We start from the raw sequence: 25,815 nt of genomic DNA on the forward strand, positions 1-25,815 counted from the left end.
GCACCTTGAAAGCATACGCCCCCAAGCAACGGTATTTTGGATAAAGTCTGGAGCTGATTAACAACATGAAGTACGATTACAAGGCAGTTGAAGCCAAGTGGCAGAAGGTGTGGGAGGACGAAAAGACCTTCCATGTCGAGATCGACCACAAAAAACCCAAGTTCTATGCACTGGTCGAGTTCCCGTATCCGTCGGGTGCCGGCCTGCATGTAGGCCATCCCCGCAGCTACACCGCGCTGGACGTGGTCAGCCGCAAGCGCCGTCAGAACGGCTACAATGTGCTGTATCCCATGGGCTGGGACGCTTTTGGCCTGCCCACTGAGAACTTTGCCATGAAGAACCACATCCACCCGGCCATTGTCACCAAGAACAATGTGGACCACTTCCGCAGCCAGCTGAAGGCTCTGGGCTTCTCCTTTGACTGGGACCGCGAGATCAACACCACCGATCCGGAGTATTATAAGTGGACCCAGTGGATCTTCCTGCAGCTGTATAAGCATGGTCTGGCTTACAAGAAGGAAATGAACGTCAACTGGTGCACCGGCTGCAAGTGCGTGCTGGCCAACGAGGAAGTTGTCAACGGCGTGTGCGAGCGCTGCGGCAGCGAGGTCGTTCACCGTGTCAAGAGCCAGTGGATGCTCAAGATCACCGCTTATGCCGATAAGCTGATCGATGGTCTGGACGGTCTGGATTACATTGAGCGCGTTGCCACCCAGCAGAAGAACTGGATCGGCCGCAGCCACGGCGCAGAGGTCAACTTCGGCACCACCGCAGGCGATACCCTGACCGTGTACACCACCCGCTGCGACACCCTGTTCGGTGCCACCTACATGGTCGTTTCTCCGGAGCACGCTATGGTCAAGGAGTGGCTGGACAAGGGCATCCTCAAGAATGCCGATGCCGTCAAGGCCTATCAGGCCGAGGCAGCCCGCAAGAGCGACTTTGAGCGCAGCGAGCTGAACAAGGAAAAAACCGGCGTCAAGCTGGAAGGCGTCATGGGCATCAACCCGGTCAATGATACCGAGATCCCCATCTTTATCTCGGACTACGTTCTGTCCACCTACGGCACCGGTGCCATCATGGCTGTGCCCGCTCACGATACCCGTGACTGGGAGTTTGCCAAGAAGTTCGGCCTGCCTATCATCGAGGTGGTCAAGGGCAATACCCCCTCCAATCTGGACGAAGCCGCTTTCACCGATGTGGCCACCGGCACGCTGGTCAACTCCGGCTTCCTGAACGGTCTGTCCGTCACCGATGCAAAGAAAAAGATGATCGAATGGCTGGAGGCAAACGGCAAGGGCTGCGATAAGGTCAACTACAAGCTGCGCGACTGGGTGTTCAGCCGTCAGCGTTACTGGGGCGAACCCATCCCCATGGTCAAGTGTGAAAAGTGCGGCTGGCAGCCCCTGCCCGAGAGCAGCCTGCCCCTGACCCTGCCGGACATCACCGATTTTGAGCCGGGCCCGGACGGCGAATCTCCGCTGGCCCGCCACAAGGATTGGGTCAAGACCACCTGCCCCTGCTGCGGCGGCCCTGCTACCCGTGAGACCGATACCATGCCCCAGTGGGCCGGTTCTTCCTGGTACTTCCTGCGCTACATGGATCCCCACTGCAAGGATGCCATTGCGTCCAAGGAGGCTCTGGAATACTGGTCTCCGGTGGACTGGTACAACGGCGGCATGGAGCACACCACCCTGCATCTGCTGTACAGCCGTTTCTGGCATAAGTTCCTGTACGATATCGGCGCTGTGCCTTCTCCGGAACCCTACCAGAAGCGTACCGCTCACGGCATGATCCTGGGCCTGAACCCCCACAGCTTTGTCAACCTGCCCGCTGAGGAGCAGGAAAAGCTGCTGAAGGAGTACGGCAGCCAGAAGGCCGCTGAAAAGGCTCTGGAAGAAAAGTACGGCGAAATGGCACGCCACCCCATCGTGAAGATGTCCAAGTCTCTGGGCAACGTCATCAACCCGGACGAGGTGGTGGACCAGTACGGTGCCGACACCATGCGTCTGTACGAGATGTTCATGGGCGACTTCGAGCAGGCTGCACCGTGGCAGACCTCTGCCATCGCAGGCTGCAACCGCTTCCTGGACCGCGTGTGGGCACTGTCCGACAAGCTGGTGGAGGGCGAGGGCTATCGTCCACAGGTGGAGACTCTGATGCACCAGACCATCAAGAAGGTGGGCGCTGACATCGAGACCCTGAAGATGAATACCGCCATTGCCCAGCTCATGACGCTGGTGAACGCCCTGTACGACAACGGCGGCGCAACCAAGGCCGAGCTGGAGACCGTTGTTCAGCTGCTGAACCCGTTTGCTCCCCACATGACCGAAGAGCTGTGGGAGAAGCTGGGCCACAGCCACGATGAGCAGCTGGCTTACTATCCCTGGCCCAAGTACGAAGAGGCCAAGTGCGTGGAGAGCACGGTGGAGATCGCTGTGCAGGTGAACGGCAAGGTGAAGGCCCGCCTGAAGGTGGCAGCCGACATCGACGCTGCAGCCGCCATTGCCGCCGCCAAGGCTGACCCCGCTGTTGCCGCCGCTCTGGAAGGCAAGCAGCTGGTGAAGGAGATCTACGTCAAGGGACGTCTGGTCAATCTGGCCGTCAAGGGCTAAACCCCGATACCCTGCCGTAAGGCTGGATATACAACTACCCGCAGAGGCGGACGAACGCATAAAACACCCGGGAGCGTCTGTTCAAAATCTTTTCAAAGATTTTGGGCAAAAAACTTTCAAAAAAAGGTTGACGAACCAGAGAAAATGCGCTATACTGTCTACTGTTAGTTACCATGTAACAACGAAATTCCTGCCTCACGGTCCAAGGGAGGGAATAAGATGTCGGAAATTCGTGTTAAAGAGGGCGAGTCGCTGGAAAGCGCACTGCGTCGCTTCAAGCGCAGCACTGCTCGCAGCGGTGTGCTCGCAGAGGTCCGTAAGCGCGAGGCTTACGAGAAGCCGTCTGTCAAGCGCAAGAAGAAGTCCGAAGCAGCCCGCAAGCGCAAGTTCAAGTAATTGATCGCTTGAAATCGCTGTTGCTTTAGATTTCATACGCGTTGCTAACGCCGATGTAGGAGAGCCTGATTTCAGGCTCTCCTATTTTCATTTCAGGGAGAAATACTATGCTCATCACCCCCGAATATGTTTTCAAGGATGTCACCCACATCACGCCGGAATGGCTGGCGGCAAAAGGCATCACTGCGCTGGTGCTGGATATCGATAACACCCTTACGGCCGACCGCAGTCAGGAGCTGCCGGAAGAAGTGGCCGGGTGGCTGGACATCATGCGCAGGGCGGGTGTCAAGCTCACCATCGTGTCTAACGGCACGGAAAAGCGGGTGCGGCCCTTTGCCCAGAAACTGGGCCTTGCGTACCTGTACCGTTCCGCAAAACCGCTGCCCTTTGCGCTGATAGCGGCACAGCACCGCATGGGCGTGAAGCGCCGTCAGATGGCGATGGTGGGCGACCAGCTCTATGCCGACCGCATGGCGGCAGCGCTGTACGGCATTCCGGGCCTGATGGTGGTGCCCCGTGGCCCGGACCTCGGTGCGCAGGTCATCCTCAAGCGAAAGTGGGAGAAAAAACACTGGCAGAAATACTATGACCGGGGAGGCAGGACCCTGTGAGTGATTGGAAGATCCGGTTCGGCACTGCAGGCACCAGCGACAGCTTTGCAGCCCAAGGGTACAAGAGCAGTCTGGACGTGCCGGAGTACACCGCAAAGATGGGGCTGAACGCCTTCGAGTACCAGTGCGGACGGGGTGTGCGCCTGGGACTGGACAAGGCCGCAAAAATGGCCGCACTGGCCGGGCCAAAGGACATTCTGTTCAGTGTGCACGCACCTTATTATATCAGCATGTCCAGTCTGGAAGAGGACAAGCGGCTCAACAGCATCCAGTATCTGCTGCAGAGCGCGGCGGTGTGCAGGGCACTGGGCGGCAGGCGAATTATTTTCCACTCCGGCAGCTGCGGCAAGCAGAGCCGGGAAGCGGCCCTTGAAAAAGCACTGGATACCATGCGCCGTGCCGTGGAAGCGCTGGACGAAGCAGGCTTTGCCGATATGACTCTCTGCCCGGAAACCATGGGCAAGATCGGCCAGCTGGGCACACTGGACGAGGTGCTGGCGCTGTGCAGCGTGGATAAGCGCATTACGCCCTGCATCGACTTCGGCCACCTGAATGCCCGCACTCTGGGCGGCATCCGCTCGAAAGAGGACTACGCTGCCATCCTTGACCGCATGGCAGAAAAGCTGGGGGACCAACGGGCAGAACGGTTCCATGTGCATTTTTCCCGCATCGAGTATTCGGCGGGCGGCGAAAAGCGCCACTGGACCTTTGCCGAGACCCAGTTCGGCCCGGAGCCGCAGCCGCTGATGGAACTGCTGGCTGAGCGGAAGCTGCAGCCGGTCATCATCTGCGAGAGCGCAGGCACGCAGGCTGAGGATGCCGGGGCTATGCAGCAGATGTACCATGCAGCGTGCAAAACGTAAAAAATTTTGTGTTTTTATCGTCTTTTTTGCCGAAACCCCTTGCCAAATGCAAACGGATTGGGTAAAATAAATAAAGATATGCGTTAAGCATTTGAGATTAAACTAATGGAGGAATTCCTATGATTTCTGCAGGCGAGTTTCGCAATGGCGTGACCTTTGAGCAGGACGGCCAGGTTCTTCAGGTCGTTGAGTTCCAGCACGTGAAGCCCGGCAAGGGCGCTGCCTTTGTCCGTACCAAGACCAAGAACGTGATTACCGGCTCTGTGGTTGAGACCAGCTACAACCCGACCGCAAAGTTCCCGCAGGCTTTCATCGAGCGCAAGGACGTGACCTATAGCTACGAGGATGGCGATCTGTACCACTTCATGGACAACGAGACCTACGATGACATCCCCGTCAACGCAGCCGATGTGCCCGATAACTTCAAGTTCTGCAAGGAGAACGAGCTGTGCAAGCTGCTGAGCTACAAGGGCAAGGTGTTCAGCGTCGAGATCCCCAACTTCATCGAGCTGGAAGTTACCCAGACCGAGCCGGGTGTCAAGGGCAACACTGCCACCAACACCCTGAAGCCCGCTACCGTCGAGACCGGTGCTGAGATTCGTGTGCCCCTGTTCATCAACGAGGGCGACCACATCCGCATCGATACCCGCACCGGCGAGTATATGGAGCGCGTCTGATCCCTTTAACGCCAAACCGGGCTGCGGGCAACCGTTTGCCCGGTTTTTTAAAACTCCGAGTTTTTCATTTTAAGGAGGGCATTCGTATGGAACTGAACAAAAAGGCAGCTTATCTGCAGGGTCTGGTCGATGGTCTGGGCATTGATGATACCACCAAAGAGGGCAAGATCATCAAGGCCATGAGCGCACTGCTGGGTGAAATGGCTGAGGTCATCGAGAGCGTGGACGAAGATCTTTCCCGCGCCTACGACCAGATCAACGACCTGAGCGATGAGCTGGAAGATCTGGAAGCAGATCTGTACGAGGAGGACGACGAAGACGGCGAAAGCGAGGACGCCGAGGATGAGGACTCCGACGACGATGACGATGCCAAGGATGATGACATCGCCAGCGAGCCGTTCTATGAAGTGGCCTGCCCCAACTGTGGCGAGACCGTTTACGTCAGCGAGGATGATCTGGATGCAGGCGAAGCCAACTGCGCGCACTGCGGCGTGACCTTTGAGGTCGCTCTGGAAGGGGACGGCGAAGAGGATGCCGAGGATGGCCCCGTGCAGTACGAAGTGACCTGCCCGGACTGTGGCACCACCGCCGTGTTTGAGGAAGACGAACTGCTGGACGGCGCACCCAAGTGCCCGAACTGCGGCAAGCCCCTCGACTTTGAAGTGACCGAAGAATAAACAAAAAAGACCGCTGCACTCCGGTGCAGCGGTCTTTTTTGTTTACTGTGCGTTTGCCTTCTGCAGCCAGATGCTGCCGATGTCCAAAGCGTTGTACAGGCCGATCTTGGTGGTCTGACGCATCACGCGCTCCTGCGGAGCCTTGGTGGTGTCGGTAGAGAGCAGCATCAGGTGGACCTTGTCTGCAACCTGCTGGTCGCCCACAGGCTTGGTGGTCGTGATCTGCAGATAGAGCACATATGGGTCGGTCATATTGCCGTAGTACAGCTCATTGTCCTTGCGGACGAGGGGCTTGCCTTTATAAGTCAGTTTTGGAGTGAATGCCATCGTGAAAGCCTCCCTATCAATAGTAGTTCAGTTCAGTATAACACATCTGTGGTGCAGGATGCAAGCTTTTGTACCCGCAAAAGGCAGGCTTTTTGCACACAATGGCATGCCTGCGTGCAAAAAAATCTGCAATTTTAGGCACTCTGGCAGAAAACAGGGCTTGTAGCGGCGCACAGATATGGTATACTAAAAGCAGAAAAAGCCCGGGCGGACCGGTGCGGAAAAGTGAGGGAAAACACCATGGCAGACTATCAGGAATACCGGCGGCGGGTGCTGCGCAGGCGCTGGCGCAGGCGGTTCATGGCGACAGGGCTTTTGCTGCTGCTCTTGATGGTGGGAGCCATCGGGATGCTGTGGAAAAGCCTGCACCGCGAAACAAACCCCTCCGGCATGGGGCAGAACACCATCCTGCAGGAAGTGACACAGGACGACACATGGAACACGGTTTCCTATGCAGTGGCGCGGCCGCTCACGGTGCAGGCGCTTGCAGGCAGCACGGCCACGGCACTGGATTTCCGCATGGCGGCTGTGCCGCAGAGCACGGCTGTGGAAAAAAGCTGGTTCAACGATGTGAGCTTTGTGGGCGACAGCCTGACGCAGGGGATGCAGCTGTACGAGGAGGGAATGCAGAATGCCATGTTCTGCGCCTACAAGGGTGTGGGCCCGAATGTGATCGTCAATGGCACCACCTGCAAGCGTGCCGATGGCACGACCGAGGTGCCGCTGGAAGCCCTGACCGCTCAGAACCCAAGGGCGGTGTATCTGCTGCTGGGGACCAATGTACTGGGCCGCGATACGGACTATTCCAGCTTTCTGACCTACTACCGGCTGATGCTGGACATGCTGAACCAGACATTGCCGAACACCAAAATTTACGTGCAGTCGATCACGCCGGTGCGTCCGGAGGTGAGCCAGAAGTCCGGCCACGAGGGACTGAACCGTGACAGGCTGTACCAGATCAACAATGAGCTGGCAGCCATCGCACTGGAAAAGGACTGCTATTTCCTCAACCTGTGGGAAGTGCTGGCAGACGAAAACGGCGATCTGATCGAGAGCTATGCTCAGCCGGACGGCTACCACCTGAGACCCGCCGGTTATGCGGCATGGGTGGACTACCTGCGGAGCCACACTGCAGAGTAAAAAGAACAAGGGGCTGCTGCACTGAGTTTGGTGCGACAGCCCCTTGTTGTGTGGGACGATTTGAAATGCCCTCTGCGTTGCTCTGGGCCACGTTTTCACAGAGAAAAGTTGCTAACAACGGAAGCGGCCCCTTCTGTGAAAATACGATTGTCGCGGCCTGCGGGCCGCGACAATCGCGAAATATCAATAGGGGTTCCACTGAAAAATGGTCAGAGCGAAGCGGAGACCATTCAAATCGTTTTACTGTTTAAAAGACGGAAAGCTTCAGGTCAGAACAGACCGGTGATCTTGCCGTTGGCATCCACATCGATGCCCACAGCGGCGGGCTTTTTGGGCAGGCCGGGCATGGTCATGATATTGCCGCAGATGACCACCACGAAGCCGGCACCGGCAGCAAGGCGCACCTCGCGTACCTCCATGGTAAAGCCGGTGGGGGCACCGATGAGCTTTGCGTTGTCGCTGAAGCTGTACTGGGTCTTGGCGATGCAGACAGGCAGATTCCCGTAGCCCATGTCGGTGAGCTCAGCCAGTGTCTTGCTGGCGGCGGCGCTGTAGTTCACGCCGTCGGCGCGGTAGATTTTGGTGGCGATGGCGCTGATCTTATCCTTCAGCGGCATCTCCAGCGGGTAGGTGTACTGGATGGGACGATCCTCCAGAACCTCCAGCACCTTTTCGGCCAGAGCCTTGCCGCCCTCGCCGCCCTTGGCGAACACCTCGCTCAGCACGCAGGGAACGCCCTGCTCGGCGCACACCTGCTCCACATAGGCCTGCTCTTCGGCGGTATCGGTGGGGAAGGCATTGATGGCGACCACCACCGGCAGTCCGAAGCCGTTTTTCAGGTTGTCGATGTGGCGGATCAGGTTGGAGGCACCGGCCTTGACAGCTTCGAGGTTGGGCTGGCTCAGGTCGGCCTTTGCCACGCCGCCGTGGCTCTTGAGGGCACGCACGGTGGCCACCAGCACGCAGGCGCTGGGTGCGATGCCTGCATAGCGGCACTTGATATCCAAAAACTTCTCTGCGCCCAGATCGGCACCGAAACCGGCCTCAGTGATGGTGTAGTCGGCCAGAGAAAGGCTCAGCTTGGTGGCCAGCACGCTGTTGCAGCCGTGGGCGATGTTGGCAAAGGGGCCGCCGTGGATGATGGCGGGATTATTTTCCAGCGTCTGCACAAGGTTCGGGTCCAGTGCGTCCTTCAGCAGGGCGGTCATGGCACCGGCAGCACCGATCTCACCGGCGGTGACGGGCTTACCGTCGTAGGTGTAGGCGCACACGATCTTGGAAAGACGCTCCTTCAGATCGGAAATGCTGGTGGCGAGGCAGAAGATCGCCATCACCTCGCTGGCAACGGTGATATCAAAGCCGTCCTCGCGGGGGGTGCCGTTCACCTTGCCGCCCAGACCGTCCACGATGAACCGCAGCTGACGGTCATTCATGTCCATGCAGCGCTTCCATGTGATGCGGCGGGGGTCGATGTTCAGCGGGTTGCCCTGCTGGATGCTGTTGTCGATCATGGCAGCCAGCAGGTTGTTGGCTGTACCGATGGCGTGCAGGTCGCCGGTAAAGTGCAGGTTGATGTCCTCCATGGGCACCACCTGTGCGTAGCCGCCGCCGGCAGCACCGCCCTTGACGCCGAACACCGGGCCAAGGCTGGGCTCACGCAGGCAGAGCATGGTCTTTTTGCCCAGAGCGTTCATGGCATCGGCCAGACCCACGCTGGTGGTGGTTTTGCCCTCGCCCGCCGGGGTGGGGCTGATGGCAGTGACAAGGATCAGCTTGCCCTGCTTTTTGGCATCGTGGATCAGGCGGTGATCGATCTTGGCCTTGTAGCGGCCATAGGGGATCACGTGCTCATCGGAAAGGCCCAGCTGGGCGGCAATCTCGGTGATGGGTCTCATCTTTGCTTCCTGTGCGATCTCGATATCGGTTTTCATCAGACATCCTCCTTTGGAAGCCGTTTTCACAAGCATTGCACGCCGCCTGAACGGCCTTTTTGCTCGCATCCTGCGTTGCTTTCCCTTGCGATCCGTCAGGATCACGGCGAAAAATCGCCTTGTCTGCGGGCAAAAAATCTCGCCATTCAGCGCACGCTGCTTATAAAAACAACTTCCGACAACAAAAAAAGGCAGCTTTGCGCAGCAAATGCGCAAGGCTGCCCAGACGGTCGGCATTGACTCTCCTGCGCATCCGCACTGTGGTGCTCCACAAGGTTCCGTCAGCGGAAACGCGGTCTCTATGCTGTAAAGATAGCACATCACCGGGGTGTTTGTCAAGGAAAAACAGTGCTAAATATTTTGCGTTATAAGATGGGTTGTGGTATACTTATCATGGTTTATTCTGAAATTTTAGAAAGCAGGAATCCCTTTTATGCTGCAAAACCCTGAATTGCATTATCTGGATAACGCCGCCACCACGATGGTTGCTCCCGAGGTGGCGGATGTGATCGACAAGGCCATGCGGGAACACTGGGCAAACCCGTCCAGCCTGTACGGCCCCGGTGCCCGCAGCGAGGAAGCGCTGAACACCGCCCGTGCCGCTGTGGCCCGCACACTGGGCTGCAAGAGCCGGGAGCTGTACTTTACCTCCTGCGGCAGCGAGAGCAACAATCTGGCTCTGCTGGGCGCGGTGCGCACCCGCACCTTTGGCAAGGGCATCGTGGTGTCCGGCTTTGAGCACCCCAGCGTCCAGCGCCCGCTGGAAGAGCTGGCGAAGCAGGGCTATGATGTCACGGTGATCAAACCCCGCCCGGACGGCACGCTGGACATGGACCGGATGCTGGAGCATGTGGACAAAAACACCATCCTTGTGGCCTGCATGATGGTGAACAACGAGGTGGGCACCCGCAACGATGTGGAACGCCTTGCCGCCGAGGTCAAGCGCCGCAACAGCCGCACCATCGTCCATGTGGATGCGGTGCAGGCGTGGATGCGTGTGCCCATCAAGCTGGACAACATCGACACCCTGTCGGTGAGCGGCCACAAGATCCATGCCCCCAAGGGCATTGGTGCGCTGTATCTTTCCGACCGTCTGGTGCAGGCGTTCCGGCCGCCCTATCTGGGCGGTGAGCAGGAGCGCGGCCTGCGCCCCGGCACCGAGAACCTGCCCTATGCCATGGGTCTGGCGACAGCCGCCACCCGTCTGGCAAAGACCATGAAGAGCCGTGACACTGCCATGCGGGCGCTGAACCAGCGCCTGCGGGAAGGGCTGAAGGCTTTCCCGGAGGTGGAGATCAACAGCCCGGAAAACGCCGTGCCCGAGGTGCTGAACTTCAGCGAGAACTGCATCAAGAGCGAGACCATGCTGGCATGGCTGGCCGAAGCACAAATTTACGTTTCGTCGGCCAGCGCCTGCGGCCGGGGCCAGCCCAGCCATACGCTGGCGGCCATGGGCAAAGATCCGCTGGCCATCGATACGGCAATCCGGGTGTCCTTCTGCGGCGACAACACCCCCGAGGATGTGGATGCCTTCCTTGACCGCTTTGAGGACGGCATGAAGCATCTGCAGAAGATCCGGAAGTGACAAAGGCAGGATAGCAGATAGTTTCTCCAGCGAATGACCGGGAAGTGGGACCCTGCCACCGCAGGTGGTAGGGCGGAACCGTGGGTTCCGGGCTGTTCGCGGAGAAAGCTATCTGCTAGCCTGCCGGACGGAAGCACTCGAGTTACGATCATATTTAGGAGATACAACATTTATGCATGAAATCATTATGGGCTATCAGGGTGAGATGTCCCTGAAAGGCCTCAACCGCAACCAGTTCGAGTCGGCGATGATGAAGATCCTGCGCTACCGGCTCAAGACCGTGGGCAAGTTCAAGGTCTACTGCACTCAGTCCACCTTTTACATGGAACCCGAGGAAGAGGATGTGGACATGGATCTTGCCTTTGACCGGGTGAGCAAGGTGTTCGGCCTTGCGGCACTCAGCCGCGCCGTGGTCTGCGACAAGGACTTTGACACCATCTGCCAGACCGCTGAGGATTACCTGGGTGCCAGCCTGCACGGCATCCGCACCTTCAAGGTGGAAGCCCGCCGCTCCGACAAGACCTACCCCATGACCAGCCCTGAACTGATGCGGGAACTGGGTGCCTATCTGCTGGGCAAACACAACTACCTCAAGGTGGATGTGCATAACCCGGATTTTAAGGTGATCGTAGAAATTCGGGATTACGGTGCCTACATCCACGGCCCCAAGGTGCCCGGTGAGGGCGGCCTGCCTGTGGGTACCAGCGGCCGTGCACTGAACATGCTGTCCGGCGGCATCGACAGCCCGGTGGCGGCTTACCGCATGGCTAAGCGCGGTCTGGCTCTGGACCACATCCATTTTGCGTCTCCGCCGTACACTTCGGAGCGCGCAAAGCTCAAGGTGAAGGCACTGGCGCAGCTCACCAGCATCTATACGGGCAGCTCCAATCTGTTCGTCGTGCCCTACACCAAGCCGCAGGAGTACATCCGGGATAATGCTCCGGATGTGCTGTTCACGGTGCTGATGCGCCGCAGCATGATGCGCATTGCCAATGTCATTGCCAAAAAGCAGGGCTGTGAAGCCCTTGTTACCGGCGAGAGTCTGGCTCAGGTGGCCAGCCAGACCGTCAAGGCCCTGCAGTGCACCGATGCTGCGCAGGACCTGCCCATCCTGCGCCCGCTCATCGGCATGGACAAGACCGAGATCGTGGAGACGGCCCGCCACATCAACACGTTTGAGACCAGCATCCTGCCCTATGAGGACTGCTGTACCATCTTCACCCCGCCGCATCCGAAGATCCGCCCGGAGCTGGCCGAAATTCTGGAAGCCGAAGCCGCCATGCCCGGCCTTGCCGCGCTGGAAGCCGAAGCCGCAGAGAACGCCGAGCGCATCCGCATCCGTATCACCGATCAGGTAGAATTTGAGGGTTGATTTATCCATGACAGCAGAGATCATCAGTGTGGGTACCGAGCTGCTGCTCGGCAACATTTTGAACACCAACGCCCAGTATCTGAGCCGCGAGCTGGCGGCACTGGGCATTACGGTCCAGCGCGAGAGCACCATCGGCGACAACCACGACCGTCTGGCAGATTTTGTCAACGAGGCAAAGCAGCGGTGCGACCTGCTGGTGTTTACCGGCGGGCTTGGCCCCACCGCAGACGACCTGACCAAGGAGACGGTTGCCGGCTGCTACGGTGACACGCTGGCCTTTGACCCGGAAGAATGGCAGAAGATCGTGGATTTCTTCACGCGCACCGGGCGCAAGACTACCCCCAACAACCGCAAGCAGGCCATGGTGCCGGTGCACGGCCACAAGATCATCAATAACCACGGCACTGCTCCCGGGGCATGGTTCGAGCAGGATGACCATTGCGCCGTGCTGATGCCCGGCGTGCCTCACGAAATGAAAGCCATGTGGGAGGAGAGCGTGCGCGGCCTGCTGCTGGCCCGCCAGAACTGCACCCTGCATTCCATAACGCTGCGGGTGCTGGGCGGTGAAAGCGATATCGAATACCGTGTGCGGCATCTGCTGGAAAATGCAAATCCCACCGCCGCCATCTACTGCAAGACCGGCGAATGTGAGATCCGTATCACGGCCCGGGCAGAAAACGACAGTTCAGCCGAAAAAATGTGCCGCGCATACGCCACAAAGTTCTATGATCTGCTGGGTGATGCGGTGTATGATGAGGATGTGACCGGTCTGGAAGAGACTCTGGTGCACACCCTGAAGGGAAAGGGGCTCACCATTGCCACGGCAGAAAGCTGCACAGGCGGCATGATCGCCCAGCGGCTGACCAATGTGTCGGGTGCAAGTGAGGTGTTCGGTTTCGGCTTTGTCACCTACTGGGAACAGGCCAAGGCAAAAATGGTAGGTGTGGAACCGGCAGTCATTGCAAAATACAATGTGGTGTCTGCTCCTGTGGCGGCACAGATGGCACTTGGCGCGGCAGAAGCTGCCGGGGCCGATATCGCTGTCAGCGTCACCGGTCTGGCAGGCCCCAACGGCGGCGATGCCGTCCGTCCGGTGGGCACGGTGTATCTGGGTGCGGCTTGCGGCGAGACCGTATATGTGAAAAAGCTCTTCGTCTCCCGCCCCGACCGTGCGCTGGTGCGTGCCCGCGCGGCACAGGCGGCACTGGAACTGGCGCTGCGTCTGGCTCAGGGCAAAGTTCCTGCAGATACACAGGCGCTGGCAAAAAGCGCCCAGCATGACGATGCGGCTCTGACGGCACTGGACAGCACCTTCCTCAAGGGTTAATACGAGCGGCCCCGGGCCGCGGGGGTGAAGCAGTTGATACACGAAGAAAAAACGCAGACCACCTGTGTGCTGCGTCTGTTTGGCGCACCGCTGTGGACGGTGCAGCAGGCAGCACAGCAGGCAGACATTGCAGCCCGATGCCGTGGCCGTGGGGCGGAGGTGCTTGCGGCCCTGCAGGCCGAAACGCCTGCCAGGCTGGAAAAGGCCCGCAAGGCCCTGAACGGCCGCTTTGCGGCAGAGCTCTATGGAGAAGGGGAGATGACCCTTGTTCATGCAGCGGTGCAGGCGCTGGAAACGCACCGCAGGCTGCTGGTATGCTGTGATGCGGACGCAGGCACCCTGCTGGAAGCCCGGCTGGAAACGGTGCCGGGTGCAGAAAAGGTGTTCGATTTTGGGGCTTTGAGTTATGCGGACGCAAAGATCCGGGAAAAGCTGAGCGTCAGGACCTGCCGCGTGAAAGGCGGGCCCATTCCGGCAAAACTGGCCCGTGTGCAGGCGGCACAGCGTTTTGTGGGCGCAGATCTTGCCGCCGGGTGTGTGGAGCGCGCCGAGGACACCGTGCTGTTTCTGGGCAACCGCAGGGGCTGCTGGGTGCGCACAGTGGCGAACACGGATGCACCGGCCCTCTGGCTGCTGGACATGATCCGTCGTGCTGCATCCGGTCTGCCGCAGGCGGCGGGGACAAGCTGGCAAAAATACGGCAGGGCGGTCCCGGCGGATGTGCTGACGGCGCAGACTCTGCCGGACAAGCCGGAAGGAACGGCGTCTGCTGCTCCGGCAAAGCCGCCCCGCAAACGGCACAGGGTGCGGAATGCCCTGATTTTTCTGCTGGTTCTGGCACTGGCCGCGTTTGCCGCCGCGTGGTATTACACCGGCGGCGACCTGACCGCCCTGCCCCAGAGACTGCAGAGCCTTGGTGCCGACAGCCTGCCCCACGCGGGGGCAAAGCTGATCTAAAAAAGACCCCGGAGGGTGTGAACCTTCCGGGATTTTTTGTTTATAAAGGCGATTTTTTAAGAGATGCAGTGTGCTGCTCCGAACCCATCCGTGAAAAAGAACCTCCGGAAAATCCGCAGATTTTTCGGAGGTTCAAATAAATGATAAATTTTCCGAATGGTTATGCCTTGTGGTCGCTCAGCCACCGCAGAGCCATATAAACATAGGCCGCAGAGCCTTCGTACAGCACGCTGTCGTCAAAGCGCACCTTGGGGTGGTGCTGACCGTAAACATAGCCTTCCTTGGCATTTCCGGCGGAGAGGAACATGCTCACGGTAGGCACCTCATGGCTGACAAAGGCAAAGTCCTCGCTGCCGCCGCCGGGCTTGCCGCCGGTGAGGGCGGTCATGTCCATGGCACCCCGGCCCAGCAGTTCGGTCATATAAGTGAGCGAATCTTTGGCAAGGGGCGTGTCCACCACCATGCAGGGGCAGTGGTCGCTGAATTCCACCTCAGCGGTGCAGCGATAGGCTGCCGCCACGCCCTGTGCGATCTCGGTCATGCGCTGGTGGATCTGCTCACTGACTGCGCCCTCGGGGTCCACCGTGCGGATGGTGCCCCACATGTCGGCTGTATCCGGGATGACGTTGGAGGCCTTGCCCGCCTCGAACCGGCCCGTGGTGAACACGCCGAACTTGGCGGGGTCCAGCTCACGGCTGTTGATCTCCTGCAGGGCAATGTGGATGTGGGCCGCTGCAGTGATGGGGTCGATGCAGGCGTTGGGCATGGAGCCGTGGCCGCCCTTGCCGTGGACGGTGATGTGGTACTGCTCGCAGCTTGCCATGGTGATGCCGCCGCCCGGCACCAGCACCGTACCCACCGGCAGGGGCATCCCGGCCAGAACGTGGAACATCACCGCGGCATCCACCTTCGGGTTTTCCAGCAGGCCGTTTTTCAGCATGTCCAGCGAGCCCTGAAAAATTTCCTCGGCAGGCTGGTATTCCAGCTTCACGGTGCCTTCGATCTCGTCTTCGTGGGCCTTCAGCAGCTTTGCTGCGCCCAACATCATGGCGGTGTGCATATCGTGGCCGCAGCCGTGCATCCTGCCCGGGATCTCGGAAGCAAACTCCTCACCGGATTCTTCCTGAATGGGCAGGGCGTCCATGTCGCCGCGCAGCAGGATGGTCTTGCCGGGGCGTTTGCCGCCTGCCAGCGCGAGAACGCCACATCTGCCGCAGTCCTGCGGGGCATAGCCCATTTCGGTCAGGGCCTTTTTCACCAGCGCTTTGGTCTGCGGCAGATCAAAGCCCACCTCGGGGTGGCGGTGCAGGGTGCGCCGCCATTCGCACAGCTGGGGTTCCAGCTCTTTTGCAGCGCTGAGCAGTTCTTCCGGTGTGATCATTTCAAAATCAACTCCCTCTTATTTTATAAAGAAAACCCTCTCGGGCATTGGCCGTGACGGAGAGGGCTCTTTATTCCTTAGTTCTCGTCCGTCGGGGTGCCTTCCGGATGATATTTGGCACAGGTGCACTTTTTCCACTTCAGGCCGCTGCCACAGGGGCAGGGGTCGTTGCGGCCGATCTTGATTACCCGCACAGGCTGGCCGTGGGGTGCACCCTTGGCACCGGGAGCGCCGTTGCCGGGCACAAAGCCTTCGCCGGTGGGCTTTGCCACCTGTTCACGCTTGGGGGCGGCACCGGCCTGACGGATCTCGATGGACAGCAGCATCTTCACACTGGACTCACGGATGGAATCCACCATCTGGTCAAACATGTCAAACCCTTCGATGCGGTACTCCACAACAGGATCCTTCTGGCCGTAGCCGCGCAGCGCGATGCCCTGACGCAGCTGATCCATGTTGTCGATGTGATCCATCCACATGCGGTCCACGCACTTGAGCAGGCAGATGCGTTCCAGCTCGCGCATGACCGGGGCACCGTAGCGCTGCTCCTTGTCGGCAAGGATCTTCATGCCGCGGTCATACAGCATATCGGCAATGCTCTGACGGGAGATATCCTCAAAGTCGGCCACATCATAGTGCAGGTCGGTGTCGGTGGTCAGCCAGCCCAGATAGTGGCGGCGCAGGGCACCAAAGTCCCAGTCGTCCTTTACATCACCGGCCAGGAACTGGGCGCAGCTGGAATCGATGTTCTCCCGCAGCATCTTGTGCATCTCGGTGCTGATGTCCTCGCCGTCCAGCACCTTGCGGCGCTGGCCATAGATGATCTCGCGCTGCTGGTTCATCACGTCGTCGTACTTCAGCACGTTCTTGCGGATCTCGAAGTTGCGGCCTTCCAGCTTTTTCTGGGCGCTTTCCAGCGTGTTGGTGATCATGCGGTTCTCGATGGGCGTGTCCTCGTCGATCTTGAGGGTGTCCATCAGGCTGGAGACGCGGTCGCCGCCGAACAGGCGCATCAGGTCATCTTCCAGGCTCAGATAGAAGCGGGAAGCACCCGGGTCGCCCTGACGGCCGGCACGGCCCCGCAGCTGGTTGTCAATGCGGCGGCTCTCGTGGCGCTCGGTGCCGATGATGAACAAACCGCCTGCAGCACGCACTTCCTCGGCCTCGGCGTCGATCTGGGGCTTGCACTGGGCGTACAGCTCATCAAAGCGCCTGCGGGCCGCAAGGATGTTGGCGTCCTCGGTGTCGCCGTGGCCGTTTGCTTCGGTCAGCAGCATCTCCACCGCTGCCGGGTCGGCGTCCTCGGGCTTTTCGGGATTCAGCAGGTTCTCACAGAAGTGCTCCTTGCGCATCTGGGCCTTGGCCATGAACTCGGCATTGCCGCCCAGCATGATATCGGTACCACGGCCTGCCATGTTGGTGGCGATGGTGATGGCACCCTTTTTACCGGCCTGCGCCACGATCTCGGCCTCGCGCTCGTGGTTCTTGGCGTTCAGTACGTTGAAATTGCGGGTGTACTTTTGCAGCATTTTTGCCAGCGTTTCGCTCTTTTCCACGCTGACCGTACCCACCAGCACGGGCTGGCCCTTCTGGTGGCATTCCAGCACCTGCTGGATAACGGCATTGTATTTGCCGTTGACCGTCTTGTAGATGGCGTCCGGATAATCGATGCGCTGACGGGGACGGTTGGTGGGCACCGTGACGATGTTCAGGCCGTAGATCTCGGTGAATTCGGTGGCCTCGGTCTTGGCGGTACCGGTCATGCCGGACAGCTTTTTGTACATGCGGAAGTAGTTCTGGAAGGTGATGGTGGCCAGCGTTTTGCTCTCGGCGGCAATCTTTACGCCCTCCTTGGCCTCGATGGCCTGATGCAGACCCTCGTTGTAGCGGCGGCCGATCATCAGACGGCCGGTGAACTCATCCACGATGATGACCTGACCATCCTTGACCACGTAATCGATGTCCCGCTGCATCACGCCGTAGGCCTTGATGGCCTGATCGATGTGATGGGCAAGGGTCATGTTCTCGGCGGCGGCAAGGTTCTCGACCTTGAAGTAGGCTTCCGCTTTCTTGATGCCGCTGGCAGTCAGGGTACAGGTCTTGTGCTTTTCGTCCACAACGTAATCACCGTCTGCCTGTTCATCGGTGGACACCTTGTCTTCCAGCTCCACCACTACGCTCTTGCGCAGGGTGCGCACAAAGCGGTCCACCTGCGTGTACAGGCTGGAGGAATCCTCGCCGCGGCCGGAAATGATCAGGGGAGTGCGGGCTTCATCGATCAGGATGGAGTCCACCTCATCGACGATGGCGAAGGCGTGGCCGCGCTGCACCATGTTGGCCTTATAGGTCACCATGTTGTCGCGCAGGTAGTCAAAGCCGAACTCATTGTTGGTGCCGTAGGTGATGTCGGCGGCGTAGGCGGCACGACGTGCATCGCCGTCCATGCCCTGTGCGATCAGGCCGACGCTCAGACCCAGCCAGCGATAGAGCTTGCCCATCCACTCGCTGTCGCGCTTGGCAAGGTAATCGTTAACGGTGACAACATGCACGCCCTCGCCGGTGAGGGCATTCAGGTAGGCGGGCAGGGTGGCCACAAGGGTCTTGCCTTCACCGGTCTGCATTTCGGAAATATCACCGCGGTGCAGGGCAATGCCGCCGATGATCTGCACAGGGAAGTGCTTCATGCCCAGCACGCGCCATGCGGCTTCGCGGCAGACGGCAAATGCATCGGGCAGGATATCGTCGGTGGTCTTGCCGTCGGCCAGCTGCTGTTTGAAAGCGGCCGTCTGGGCCTGCAGCTCAGCATCGGACAGGGCGGCATATTTGCCTTCCAATGCAAGCACCTGCTTGGCAATGGGGTTGATCTTTTTCAGCTCCCGGTCGGAGAAGCTGCCAAAGAGTTTTTCAACAAGGGACATTGGTAACACCTCATAGATCAAATTCGGGAAAAGGCTTCCCGGAGATAGACATAACAATACTACTATATGATACACCAAAGCGGCAGACGCGTCAAACCTGCAAGGTTATTTTAGCCGGTTTTTGAATGAATTTTCTGTAAATTTGCGCTGGCGGGGGGCATAAAAGGAAAAGATATGTGGTGGAGGCGAACAGCCTCGCCCTCTCCGTCTGCTCCCGCTGGTCGCATCCACTTCCCCCAAAGTGGGAGGCCTTGGCAATCCACGCAAAGTTTCCGGTTTCGCCAGAGGCTCCCCCTTTGAGGAAAGACTTCCCCCGGTCCGGGGGAAGATGTCGCGCAGCGACAAAAAGGGGAATCTGGCGAGCGAATGCGAGACTGAGAGGGCAAGCCAGCTAAAACAAAAACCACCTCTGATTTTTGCAAATCAGAAGTGGTCAGATGTACATTATAAGGTTTCCAGCAGCTGCGGCAGCTGGGCCAGATCGTCGATGACGTGGGGGCATACCGCTTCCAGCCGTTTGCGGGACTGATGCCCGCCGGTGTAGAGCACACACCCTGTGCCCAGTGCAGCGGCAACCTCGGCGTCGTGCTGCGTATCGCCGACCATTACGCAGGCGGCAGGGTCGATGCCACTTTGGGCAAGCCAGTTCCGGCCCACCTGCACCTTGCTGACGCCATAGATGTCTGCAAGGCCGAGCAACTCGGTAAAATAGCCCTGCAGGCCCCGCGCGGCCACCTGCTCGATCAGGTAGTCCCGGCGGGAGGCAGACAGCACGCTCTGCCGCCAGCCCCGGCGCGAAAGCTCGGCCAGCGTCTCGGCAGCGTGTGCAGAGGGGGGACAGGCATCCACGCCTGCGTTGTAGTGCGCCATAAAGCACTCGGCCAGCTCCGGGTAGGGATGTCTGGCAAAGTCGAAGCCGGCGCGGATGTAGTATTCCTCAATGGGAAAACCGAAAATTTCCCGGTAGGCGGCAAGATCGTACCGCTGCGGATAGCCGTGAGTCTCCAGCATCCAGTTGAGACAGCTGTGGGTGAAGTCCAGGTCATCCATCAGGGTGCCGTTCCAGTCCCAGAAGATCATACCGTTTGCCTGCATGGAAACCTCCGATTTTTAGAAGCCGTTTTCCGCGAACGGATCAGCGCACTGCGAAAACAGCGGCTTATTCTGCTGCAAAGAGCTTGTTCAGGGCCTTGCTGCTCTCGATGATCTTCACCAGCAGCACACCCAGAACGGTGCAGCTGATGAGCTCGCCGATGCCCACGGAGATGCCGTTGGTGATGCAGGCCAGCCAGATGGGAGCGCTGGAGGTGGGGTCCGGGAACATGACGGCGATCTCAATGCCGATGATCACTGCATTGAACAGCACCGGCGGCAGGGAAGCCGCCACAGCCAGACCCTTGAAGCGGATGTTCCGCAGCTTGTAGGTGACAAGGCAGGCCAGCAGGGTGGCAAGGGTGCCGAAGATGACATCCACGATGGTGGAGCCCAGCAGGTTTGCCAAAAAGCAGCCCAGCACCACACCGGCAATGTACTCGGCACCGAACACCGGCAGCAGGCAGAGCGCCTCAGCCACACGCACCTGTACCGCACCATAGGAGAGCGGCTGCAGGGCCATGCAGAGCACAACATAAATGGCTGCGACCACGCCGCAGCGCACCAGTTTACGGATGGAAGGATTCTGATTCATGATATAATACTCCAGCGGGATGATTTTGACCGCACAGGGCCGCCAGCCCCTGTGGGTTTGGCCCGGCGTGGTTCGAGACACACCGGGGAGCCTAAAATCCTAAGTTGCTCTGAAAGGATGCCGCGCAAAAAACACAGCAAAAGGCAGTATAGCATAATTTTTGGCAGATTGCAACGAATTTTCGCAGAATCAGGTACAGATGCAGTTTTTGGTTTGGACCCTTCCGGTGAAAAAGAGGTTCCGAAAAGCCCGCAGGCTTTTCGGAACCTCAAAATAAAAATAAAATTACCGCTGAAATAGCCAGAGCGAAAGCGGAGGCTATTAAAATCGTGTTTTACCCTCTGGGATGGCCGGTATACACCAGAGCCACCGTGTCGGGGCCGGTGTTGGCGGAAACGACGCCGCCCAGCTCAAACACCAGCAGCGGCGGCTTGCCAAAGGCCCTGCGGCAGGCCTTTTCCAGATCCGCTGCCTGCGGGATGTTCGTGTGACCGATCATATAATCAAAGTCCTCTACGCCCTCGCAGCGCTGTTTGCACAGCTCCACCATGGAGGGCACCACCTTGTCATCGCCGCGCACCTTGGCTTCCACCCTGGTCTTGCCATCGATCAGCGTAATGATGGGGCGAATGCCCATCAGCTCGCCCATGACGGCGGCAGCGGCGGAGATGCGTCCGCTCTTTTTCATCTGCTTCAGGCTGTAGGGTCCCAGAATGACCTCCATGCAGTCCATCTGGGTCTCGAACTCATGGATCACATGGCTGATCTCTGCACCGTTCTTCAGCTTGCGGGCCATTTCGCACAGATACCAGCCGAACACCATGGAATAGGTGTGGGGGTCCAGCAGATGAATCTTCAAGTGGTGCTCCGGGCGCTCTTCCCGCAGCATCCCCTGCGCCATGAGTGCGTTGTTATAGGTGGAAGAGCCGGATTTGTTGATGGGAACATGGATGACATCGGTATAGCCCTCATCCACGTACTGGCAGTATTTTTCACAGAACTGGATGGGGGTGATGGCGGCAGTGGAAGGCACGCCCTTAGCGGCACGCATCTTATCATAGAATTCGGTGTTGGTGCAGCTCTCACGCTCAATATAATCCACATCATCCAGCAGGATGTGGAAGCTCATGATGTCAATGCCGTATTTTTCGGCCATCTCCTGCGGGATATCGCAGGAGGAATCGGTCAGGATCGCGATCTTGCTCATAATTTCCCTCATTTCCATTGGTAATCTCGTAAATGTCCGTGGTCCAGAAGCTCCGGAAAGTCCCACTGGCGCAGCACCTCATATACGCCTACAGCCACGCTGTTGGAAAGGTTCAGGCTGCGGCAGGTGTCCCGCATGGGCATCCGGATACAGTGCTCCTGATTGGCCGCAAGCAGTGCTTCCGGCAGGCCGGCGTCCTCGCGCCCGAACACGAGATAGCTGCCGTCCGGGTAGCTCACATCGGTGTAGCGCTGGGGTGCCTTGGTGGTAAAATAGTAATAGGGGCCGCTGTTTTTGGCAAAGAACTCGTCCAGACTGTCGTAATAGCTGATGTCGAGGTAATGCCAGTAGTCCAGCCCCGCGTGCTTGAGCTTTTTGTCATCGATGGCAAAGCCCATGGGGCCCACCAGATGCAGGCGGCAGGCCGTGCAGGCACAGGTGCGGGCCACGTTGCCAGTGTTCTGCGGGATGCGCGGCTCTACAAGAACGATGTTCAAAGTCGGTTTTTCGTTCATGGGTCGGTCTCCTTATTCGGTCACGGACACAGGGCACAGGCGCGGTAGCAACGGCTCGAACCAGACGCCGAAGCGGGTATCCTGTGCGGCGGGAGTGCTCTGGATGGAAAGCGCCACGAACTCGGCGGCGTTGTCGGCGGCGGCACTCAGGGCGTTGCCCTGCAGCAGCGAGCCGATGAGCACGGCACCGTATAGATCGCCGGTGCCGGGAAAGCTGCGGCTGATGTGCAGCTTTTTGACCAGAAAGCGGTCTCTGCCGCTGCCTGCGCAGCCGATGTACTTGCCCAGCGGCAGGCCGGTGACGACAGCCCCCGGGGCCAGAGTGGTCAGCTCGTCGGCCAGAGCCTGTGCGGCCTCGTCGGTGAGCGGCTCGGTGCACGGCTCACGCTGCAAAAGCAGCTGCGCCTCGGTGTAGTTGGGCAGGATCAGGTCTGCGGACTGGCACAGCGCGCGGATGCGGTCGATGAGGGCAGAGGTGACGGTGGAATAGGCCTTGCCGTTGTCGCCCATCACCGGGTCCACCACCTTTTTGGCAGCGGGCCAGTACGCAAATGCTTTTTCAGCCAGTGCTACCTGTGCCTCGCCGCCCAGATAGCCGGTATAGATGCAGTCAAACTCCACACCCAGAGCGTGATAATGCTCCAGCGCCTGCTGGCCGTAGGCAGAGCCGTCCAGCCGTGCAGGGGTGCCCAGACCGCCCGTGTGGGTGGAAAGCACTACCGTGGGCAGGGCCACCGGCTGCACGCCCATGACCGACAGCACCGGCAGGATGACCGCCAGACTGCAGCGGCCCATGCCGGAAAGATCGTGGATGCAGAGAACTTTTTTGGGTTCAACAGGGTGTATCAAATAAGGGGACCTCCTTGCCAGTATGCAGTACGGGCCGCGGCCGGTTTGGGCCGGGCACACAGACCCATAATAAATTTCACGACACAGTATACCACAAATTTCTGCATAAAAAAAGCGGATACCAGATACTTTATTGGAAATAATAACCCCGGAGACCGGATCTTTTCACCGAAAGGAGCTTTGAAGATGAGACACGAAACGAACAATTCTTCCGGGATGCTGCTGGGGATGGCGGCCGGCGCGGCACTGGGTGCCGTGGGCGTGATGGCTGCCACCCAGAACCAGCGCCAGCTGCGCCGCACCACCCGCAAGGTGGTGAAGGGCGCGGAAAACGCCGTTTTGCAGCTGGACAAAATGGTGGGGGACTTTGTGGAAAAGCACATGGAAGGGTAAAAAACAAAGAACGGCGTTCCGGATGGGACGCCGTTCCTTGCTTTGAAAAGCTCATTTGTTCCAGATGCACATGCGGGCCGAAGTATTGATCTCGCCCAGAACGCTCAGATCCATCTGGATGTTGCAGGTCACGGTAAGGGACTTGTTGACATCGTCACCGGTCAGCACCGAGGCGGGCAGGTTCTTGATGGTGAGCACGCCGGTGCCCTTGGACACCTCGCCGGTCACAGCGCCGGTGTAGTTCACATCGCCGATGGTCAGGCCGGTCAGGTAACCGGTGACGCCCATCTTGCTTACCTGCCGGATGGGCAGGGTGAGGGTATAGGTGCCGTTGGACTGGCGGGTAAGGCTGGCATCGCGGTCCGTGTCGATGCCGGAGTTGGCCATGGATTCCTTATCGGATCTTTCCTTCCAGAATTTAACGCCCACGTTCAGGGTAGCAGCAGCGCTGGCACCAAAGGTGAACATGCACAGCAGCAGTACCGAAAGCAGGGCGGCGCTTACGCGCTGACAGGTCTTAGTCATGGATATCTGCCTTTCTTTGCCGCAGAGGCGGCCTTATCCGGCACACGAAATACCGGAACTTTCAATGCTAAAATAGCATGGACGTGTAAAAATGTCAATCTGCTTCGTGAACCTTTCACAAAAACGTTGCACATAAGAAACAAAAAACAGGTGCTTTTGATCTGTTGGCTCCTATGCCGCAGGCAGCCGGACTTTTACCGGGAAAACACAACACCGGACGGCCCGCAGGCCGTCCGGTGTTGAAAACGGAAAAACTAGTTCGGCTTAGATCTCAAAGTTGGGGTCGTCCTTCAGCACATGGATGTTGGTCATAAAGGCGCTCTGCTCCGGGTCAGTGAAGGGAGCTTCCTTGACGTACTTGTTCAGCTGGATGGCCGTGCGTGCGGGGTCGGCAATGGTGCCTGCGCCGCCGATGCAGCCGCCCGGGCAGCCCATGCCTTCCAGCAGGTAGCCGTTGTACTTGCCGGCCTTTGCCAGCATCAGCAGCTTCTTGCACTCGGCCAGACCCTGTGCGGATGCGATCTTCACATCCATATCCGGGTGCCATTCCTTGATCTTATCGGCAACAGCCTTTGCCACGCCGCCGGACTGTGCAAAGCCGCGGCCTGCAGCGGAAGCGTGGATCAGATCCTGCTCGTTGGGATCGACCTCCAGATTTGCCACGTCGATGTCCTTTGCCTCGATGATGCCGGCCAGCTCCTCAAAGGTGAGCACGAAGTCCACATCCGAGCGGACGGTGCGGCGGGAAGCTTCCAGCTTCTTGGCGGCGCAGGGTCCGATGAAGCACATACGGGCTTCGGGGTCGGCCTTCTTCATCATGCGTGCGGTGAACACCATGGGAGTCATGGTCATGGAGATGTTCTTGGCCAGATCCGGGAATGCGGTCTTTGCCATCATGCTCCATGCCGGGCAGCAGGAAGTAGCCATGAAGTTCAGCTTTTCGGGCACTTCCTCCAGGAAGTCGTGGGCCTCGTCCACGGTGCACAGGTCGGCACCGATGGCAACCTCCACCACATCGCAGAAGCCGACGGCCTTCAGGGCAGCCTTGAGCTTGCCGGTGGAAGCCAGACCCGGGAACTGGTTGATGAAGGCGGGAGCCACCAGTGCATAGATGCGGTCGCCGCGGTTGAAGCCCTGGATCAGCTGATAGATCTGGCCCTTGTCCGCAATGGCGCCGAAGGGGCAGTTGACCAGACACTGGCCGCAGGAAACGCACTTGCTGTAATCGATCTCGGCACGGCCCAGCTCATCGGAGTGGATGGCACCCATGCCGCAGGCAGCGGCGCAGGGACGCTCGGTCTTGACGATGGCGTTGTAGGGGCACACACCGACGCAGCGGCCGCACTTGATGCACTTGTCCTGATCGATGGTGGAACGGCCGCTCTCCCATGTGATGGCCTTCTTGGGGCACACTTCCATACAGGGGTGGGCAAGGCAGCCCTGACACAGGTCGGAGACCTTGACCAGCTTTTCCGGGCAGCGGTTGCAGGCAAACTTGATCACGTTCACCAGCGGGGGATCGTAATACTTATCGGCGATGGATGCATCCTCCAGACCGGAGACGACGCTGTTGTGCTCGTCCATGCGGCGGGTGGGCAGACCCATGGCCAGACGCACGCGCTCCTCAACGATGGCGCGCTCCAGGAAGATGTCCTTGCGCAGCTTGCCTTCCTCACCGGGGATGATGGTGTAGGGGATCTTGCGCATCAGGTGGTTGGCCTGCTCGCCCTTGACGTTGGCGTAAGCCATGCGTGCCACCTCGGTGAACACCTGACGGCGGATCTGGATGACCGTGGTATTGATTCCTCTGAAACTCATTCCAATTCTCTCCTTGCTTTGCTAAAAACAAACGGGCTGCACCC

At 59.1% G+C, this 25,815-nt stretch carries 23 protein-coding genes and 1 riboswitch; of the genes, 12 read left to right on the plus strand and 11 right to left on the minus strand.

All coding sequences use genetic code 11. The annotated features are described in order from the left end of the window. Window positions 1-65: 65 nt before the first annotated feature. The 6 genes from leuS (at window position 66) to ACNSPV_RS07795 (ending at window position 5,839) form a co-directional block, all read left to right on the plus strand. On the plus strand, window positions 66-2,615 hold the full coding sequence (gene leuS / locus ACNSPV_RS07770) for a leucine--tRNA ligase (RefSeq protein WP_348583808.1): 2,550 nt from the start codon (window positions 66-68) through the stop codon (window positions 2,613-2,615). A gap of 219 nt (window positions 2,616-2,834) precedes the next feature. Continuing rightward, complete coding sequence (rpsU, locus tag ACNSPV_RS07775; protein ID WP_005928271.1) at window positions 2,835-3,011, plus strand: 30S ribosomal protein S21; 177 nt, start codon at window positions 2,835-2,837, stop codon at window positions 3,009-3,011. Between the two features lie 107 nt (window positions 3,012-3,118). Further along, complete coding sequence (locus ACNSPV_RS07780; RefSeq protein ID WP_348583806.1) at window positions 3,119-3,622, plus strand: YqeG family HAD IIIA-type phosphatase; 504 nt, start codon at window positions 3,119-3,121, stop codon at window positions 3,620-3,622. After that, entirely contained in the window at window positions 3,619-4,485 is an 867-nt protein-coding gene (locus ACNSPV_RS07785) for a TIM barrel protein (protein ID WP_348583805.1), read from the plus strand. The genes ACNSPV_RS07780 and ACNSPV_RS07785 overlap by 4 nt, the downstream gene beginning before the upstream one ends. Window positions 4,486-4,604: 119 nt before the next feature. Next, entirely contained in the window at window positions 4,605-5,162 is a 558-nt protein-coding gene (gene efp / locus ACNSPV_RS07790) for an elongation factor P (protein ID WP_005928281.1), read from the plus strand. Window positions 5,163-5,248: 86 nt separating this feature from the next. After that, window positions 5,249-5,839 (plus strand): CD1247 N-terminal domain-containing protein, encoded by a 591-nt coding sequence (locus tag ACNSPV_RS07795; RefSeq protein ID WP_348583804.1) that lies wholly within the window; start codon window positions 5,249-5,251, stop codon window positions 5,837-5,839. A gap of 42 nt (window positions 5,840-5,881) precedes the next feature. Here the strand turns inward: ACNSPV_RS07795 and ACNSPV_RS07800 are convergent, their stop codons facing one another. Further along, window positions 5,882-6,166, minus strand: a complete 285-nt coding sequence (locus ACNSPV_RS07800) for a hypothetical protein (protein ID WP_097775268.1) — start codon at window positions 6,164-6,166, stop codon at window positions 5,882-5,884. A gap of 240 nt (window positions 6,167-6,406) precedes the next feature. Here ACNSPV_RS07800 and ACNSPV_RS07805 point away from each other — a divergent pair, with 240 nt between their 5' ends. After that, window positions 6,407-7,306: a GDSL-type esterase/lipase family protein gene (locus ACNSPV_RS07805; RefSeq protein ID WP_348583803.1), complete on the plus strand. Its 900-nt coding sequence runs from the start codon at window positions 6,407-6,409 to the stop codon at window positions 7,304-7,306. Window positions 7,307-7,575: 269 nt separating this feature from the next. Here the strand turns inward: ACNSPV_RS07805 and ACNSPV_RS07810 are convergent, their stop codons facing one another. Further along, a complete protein-coding gene (locus tag ACNSPV_RS07810; RefSeq protein WP_348583802.1) occupies window positions 7,576-9,237 on the minus strand; it encodes a formate--tetrahydrofolate ligase in 1,662 nt (553 codons plus the stop codon). 433 nt (window positions 9,238-9,670) lie between these two features. On the opposite strand from ACNSPV_RS07810, the gene ACNSPV_RS07815 reads away from it, so the two are divergent. From ACNSPV_RS07815 to ACNSPV_RS07830, 4 genes are all read left to right on the plus strand, one after another. Then, window positions 9,671-10,822, plus strand: a complete 1,152-nt coding sequence (locus tag ACNSPV_RS07815; protein ID WP_348583800.1) for a cysteine desulfurase family protein — start codon at window positions 9,671-9,673, stop codon at window positions 10,820-10,822. A 172-nt stretch (window positions 10,823-10,994) separates the two neighbouring features. Continuing rightward, window positions 10,995-12,194, plus strand: coding sequence for a tRNA uracil 4-sulfurtransferase ThiI (gene thiI, locus ACNSPV_RS07820; RefSeq protein WP_207698639.1), 1,200 nt, complete (start codon window positions 10,995-10,997; stop codon window positions 12,192-12,194). 7 nt (window positions 12,195-12,201) lie between these two features. Next, the gene (locus ACNSPV_RS07825) at window positions 12,202-13,521 is read left to right on the plus strand and encodes a competence/damage-inducible protein A (RefSeq protein ID WP_348583798.1); all 1,320 of its coding nucleotides are present in this window, start codon (window positions 12,202-12,204) and stop codon (window positions 13,519-13,521) included. Window positions 13,522-13,545: 24 nt separating this feature from the next. Next, entirely contained in the window at window positions 13,546-14,478 is a 933-nt protein-coding gene (locus ACNSPV_RS07830; protein ID WP_418268264.1) for a hypothetical protein, read from the plus strand. Window positions 14,479-14,638: 160 nt separating this feature from the next. Here the strand turns inward: ACNSPV_RS07830 and ACNSPV_RS07835 are convergent, their stop codons facing one another. The 7 genes from ACNSPV_RS07835 to ACNSPV_RS07865 all read right to left on the minus strand — a co-directional run bounded on the left by ACNSPV_RS07835 (window position 14,639) and on the right by ACNSPV_RS07865 (window position 23,035). Then, a complete protein-coding gene (locus tag ACNSPV_RS07835) occupies window positions 14,639-15,859 on the minus strand; it encodes a M20 family metallopeptidase (RefSeq protein WP_348583796.1) in 1,221 nt (406 codons plus the stop codon). A gap of 77 nt (window positions 15,860-15,936) precedes the next feature. Further along, entirely contained in the window at window positions 15,937-18,777 is a 2,841-nt protein-coding gene (gene secA / locus ACNSPV_RS07840) for a preprotein translocase subunit SecA (RefSeq protein WP_348583795.1), read from the minus strand. A 444-nt stretch (window positions 18,778-19,221) separates the two neighbouring features. Further along, entirely contained in the window at window positions 19,222-19,872 is a 651-nt protein-coding gene (locus tag ACNSPV_RS07845; protein WP_348583794.1) for an HAD family hydrolase, read from the minus strand. 64 nt (window positions 19,873-19,936) lie between these two features. Next, window positions 19,937-20,464: a QueT transporter family protein gene (locus ACNSPV_RS07850; protein ID WP_339395589.1), complete on the minus strand. Its 528-nt coding sequence runs from the start codon at window positions 20,462-20,464 to the stop codon at window positions 19,937-19,939. A 9-nt stretch (window positions 20,465-20,473) separates the two neighbouring features. Continuing rightward, a riboswitch (PreQ1-III riboswitch) is annotated at window positions 20,474-20,574 on the minus strand. Between the two features lie 224 nt (window positions 20,575-20,798). Next, on the minus strand, window positions 20,799-21,689 hold the full coding sequence (locus ACNSPV_RS07855) for a DegV family protein (protein ID WP_339395588.1): 891 nt from the start codon (window positions 21,687-21,689) through the stop codon (window positions 20,799-20,801). After that, on the minus strand, window positions 21,680-22,186 hold the full coding sequence (locus tag ACNSPV_RS07860) for a tRNA (cytidine(34)-2'-O)-methyltransferase (RefSeq protein WP_249238364.1): 507 nt from the start codon (window positions 22,184-22,186) through the stop codon (window positions 21,680-21,682). Before ACNSPV_RS07860 ends, ACNSPV_RS07855 begins: the two co-directional genes overlap by 10 nt. Window positions 22,187-22,198: 12 nt before the next feature. Further along, complete coding sequence (locus tag ACNSPV_RS07865) at window positions 22,199-23,035, minus strand: bifunctional hydroxymethylpyrimidine kinase/phosphomethylpyrimidine kinase (protein ID WP_249238365.1); 837 nt, start codon at window positions 23,033-23,035, stop codon at window positions 22,199-22,201. Window positions 23,036-23,221: 186 nt separating this feature from the next. Here ACNSPV_RS07865 and ACNSPV_RS07870 point away from each other — a divergent pair, with 186 nt between their 5' ends. Further along, a complete protein-coding gene (locus ACNSPV_RS07870; protein ID WP_348583792.1) occupies window positions 23,222-23,428 on the plus strand; it encodes a hypothetical protein in 207 nt (68 codons plus the stop codon). A gap of 51 nt (window positions 23,429-23,479) precedes the next feature. On the opposite strand, the gene ACNSPV_RS07875 is transcribed toward ACNSPV_RS07870, so the two are convergent. Beyond that, the gene (locus ACNSPV_RS07875) at window positions 23,480-23,953 is read right to left on the minus strand and encodes a pilin (RefSeq protein ID WP_249238367.1); all 474 of its coding nucleotides are present in this window, start codon (window positions 23,951-23,953) and stop codon (window positions 23,480-23,482) included. Window positions 23,954-24,217: 264 nt separating this feature from the next. Further along, window positions 24,218-25,771, minus strand: a complete 1,554-nt coding sequence (locus ACNSPV_RS07880) for a 4Fe-4S dicluster domain-containing protein (protein WP_348583791.1) — start codon at window positions 25,769-25,771, stop codon at window positions 24,218-24,220. Between the last annotated feature and the right edge of the window lie 44 nt (window positions 25,772-25,815).

This window comes from Faecalibacterium sp. 3, assembly GCF_048323735.1.
GTDB classification, from domain to species: Bacteria; Bacillota; Clostridia; order Oscillospirales; family Ruminococcaceae; genus Faecalibacterium; species Faecalibacterium wellingii.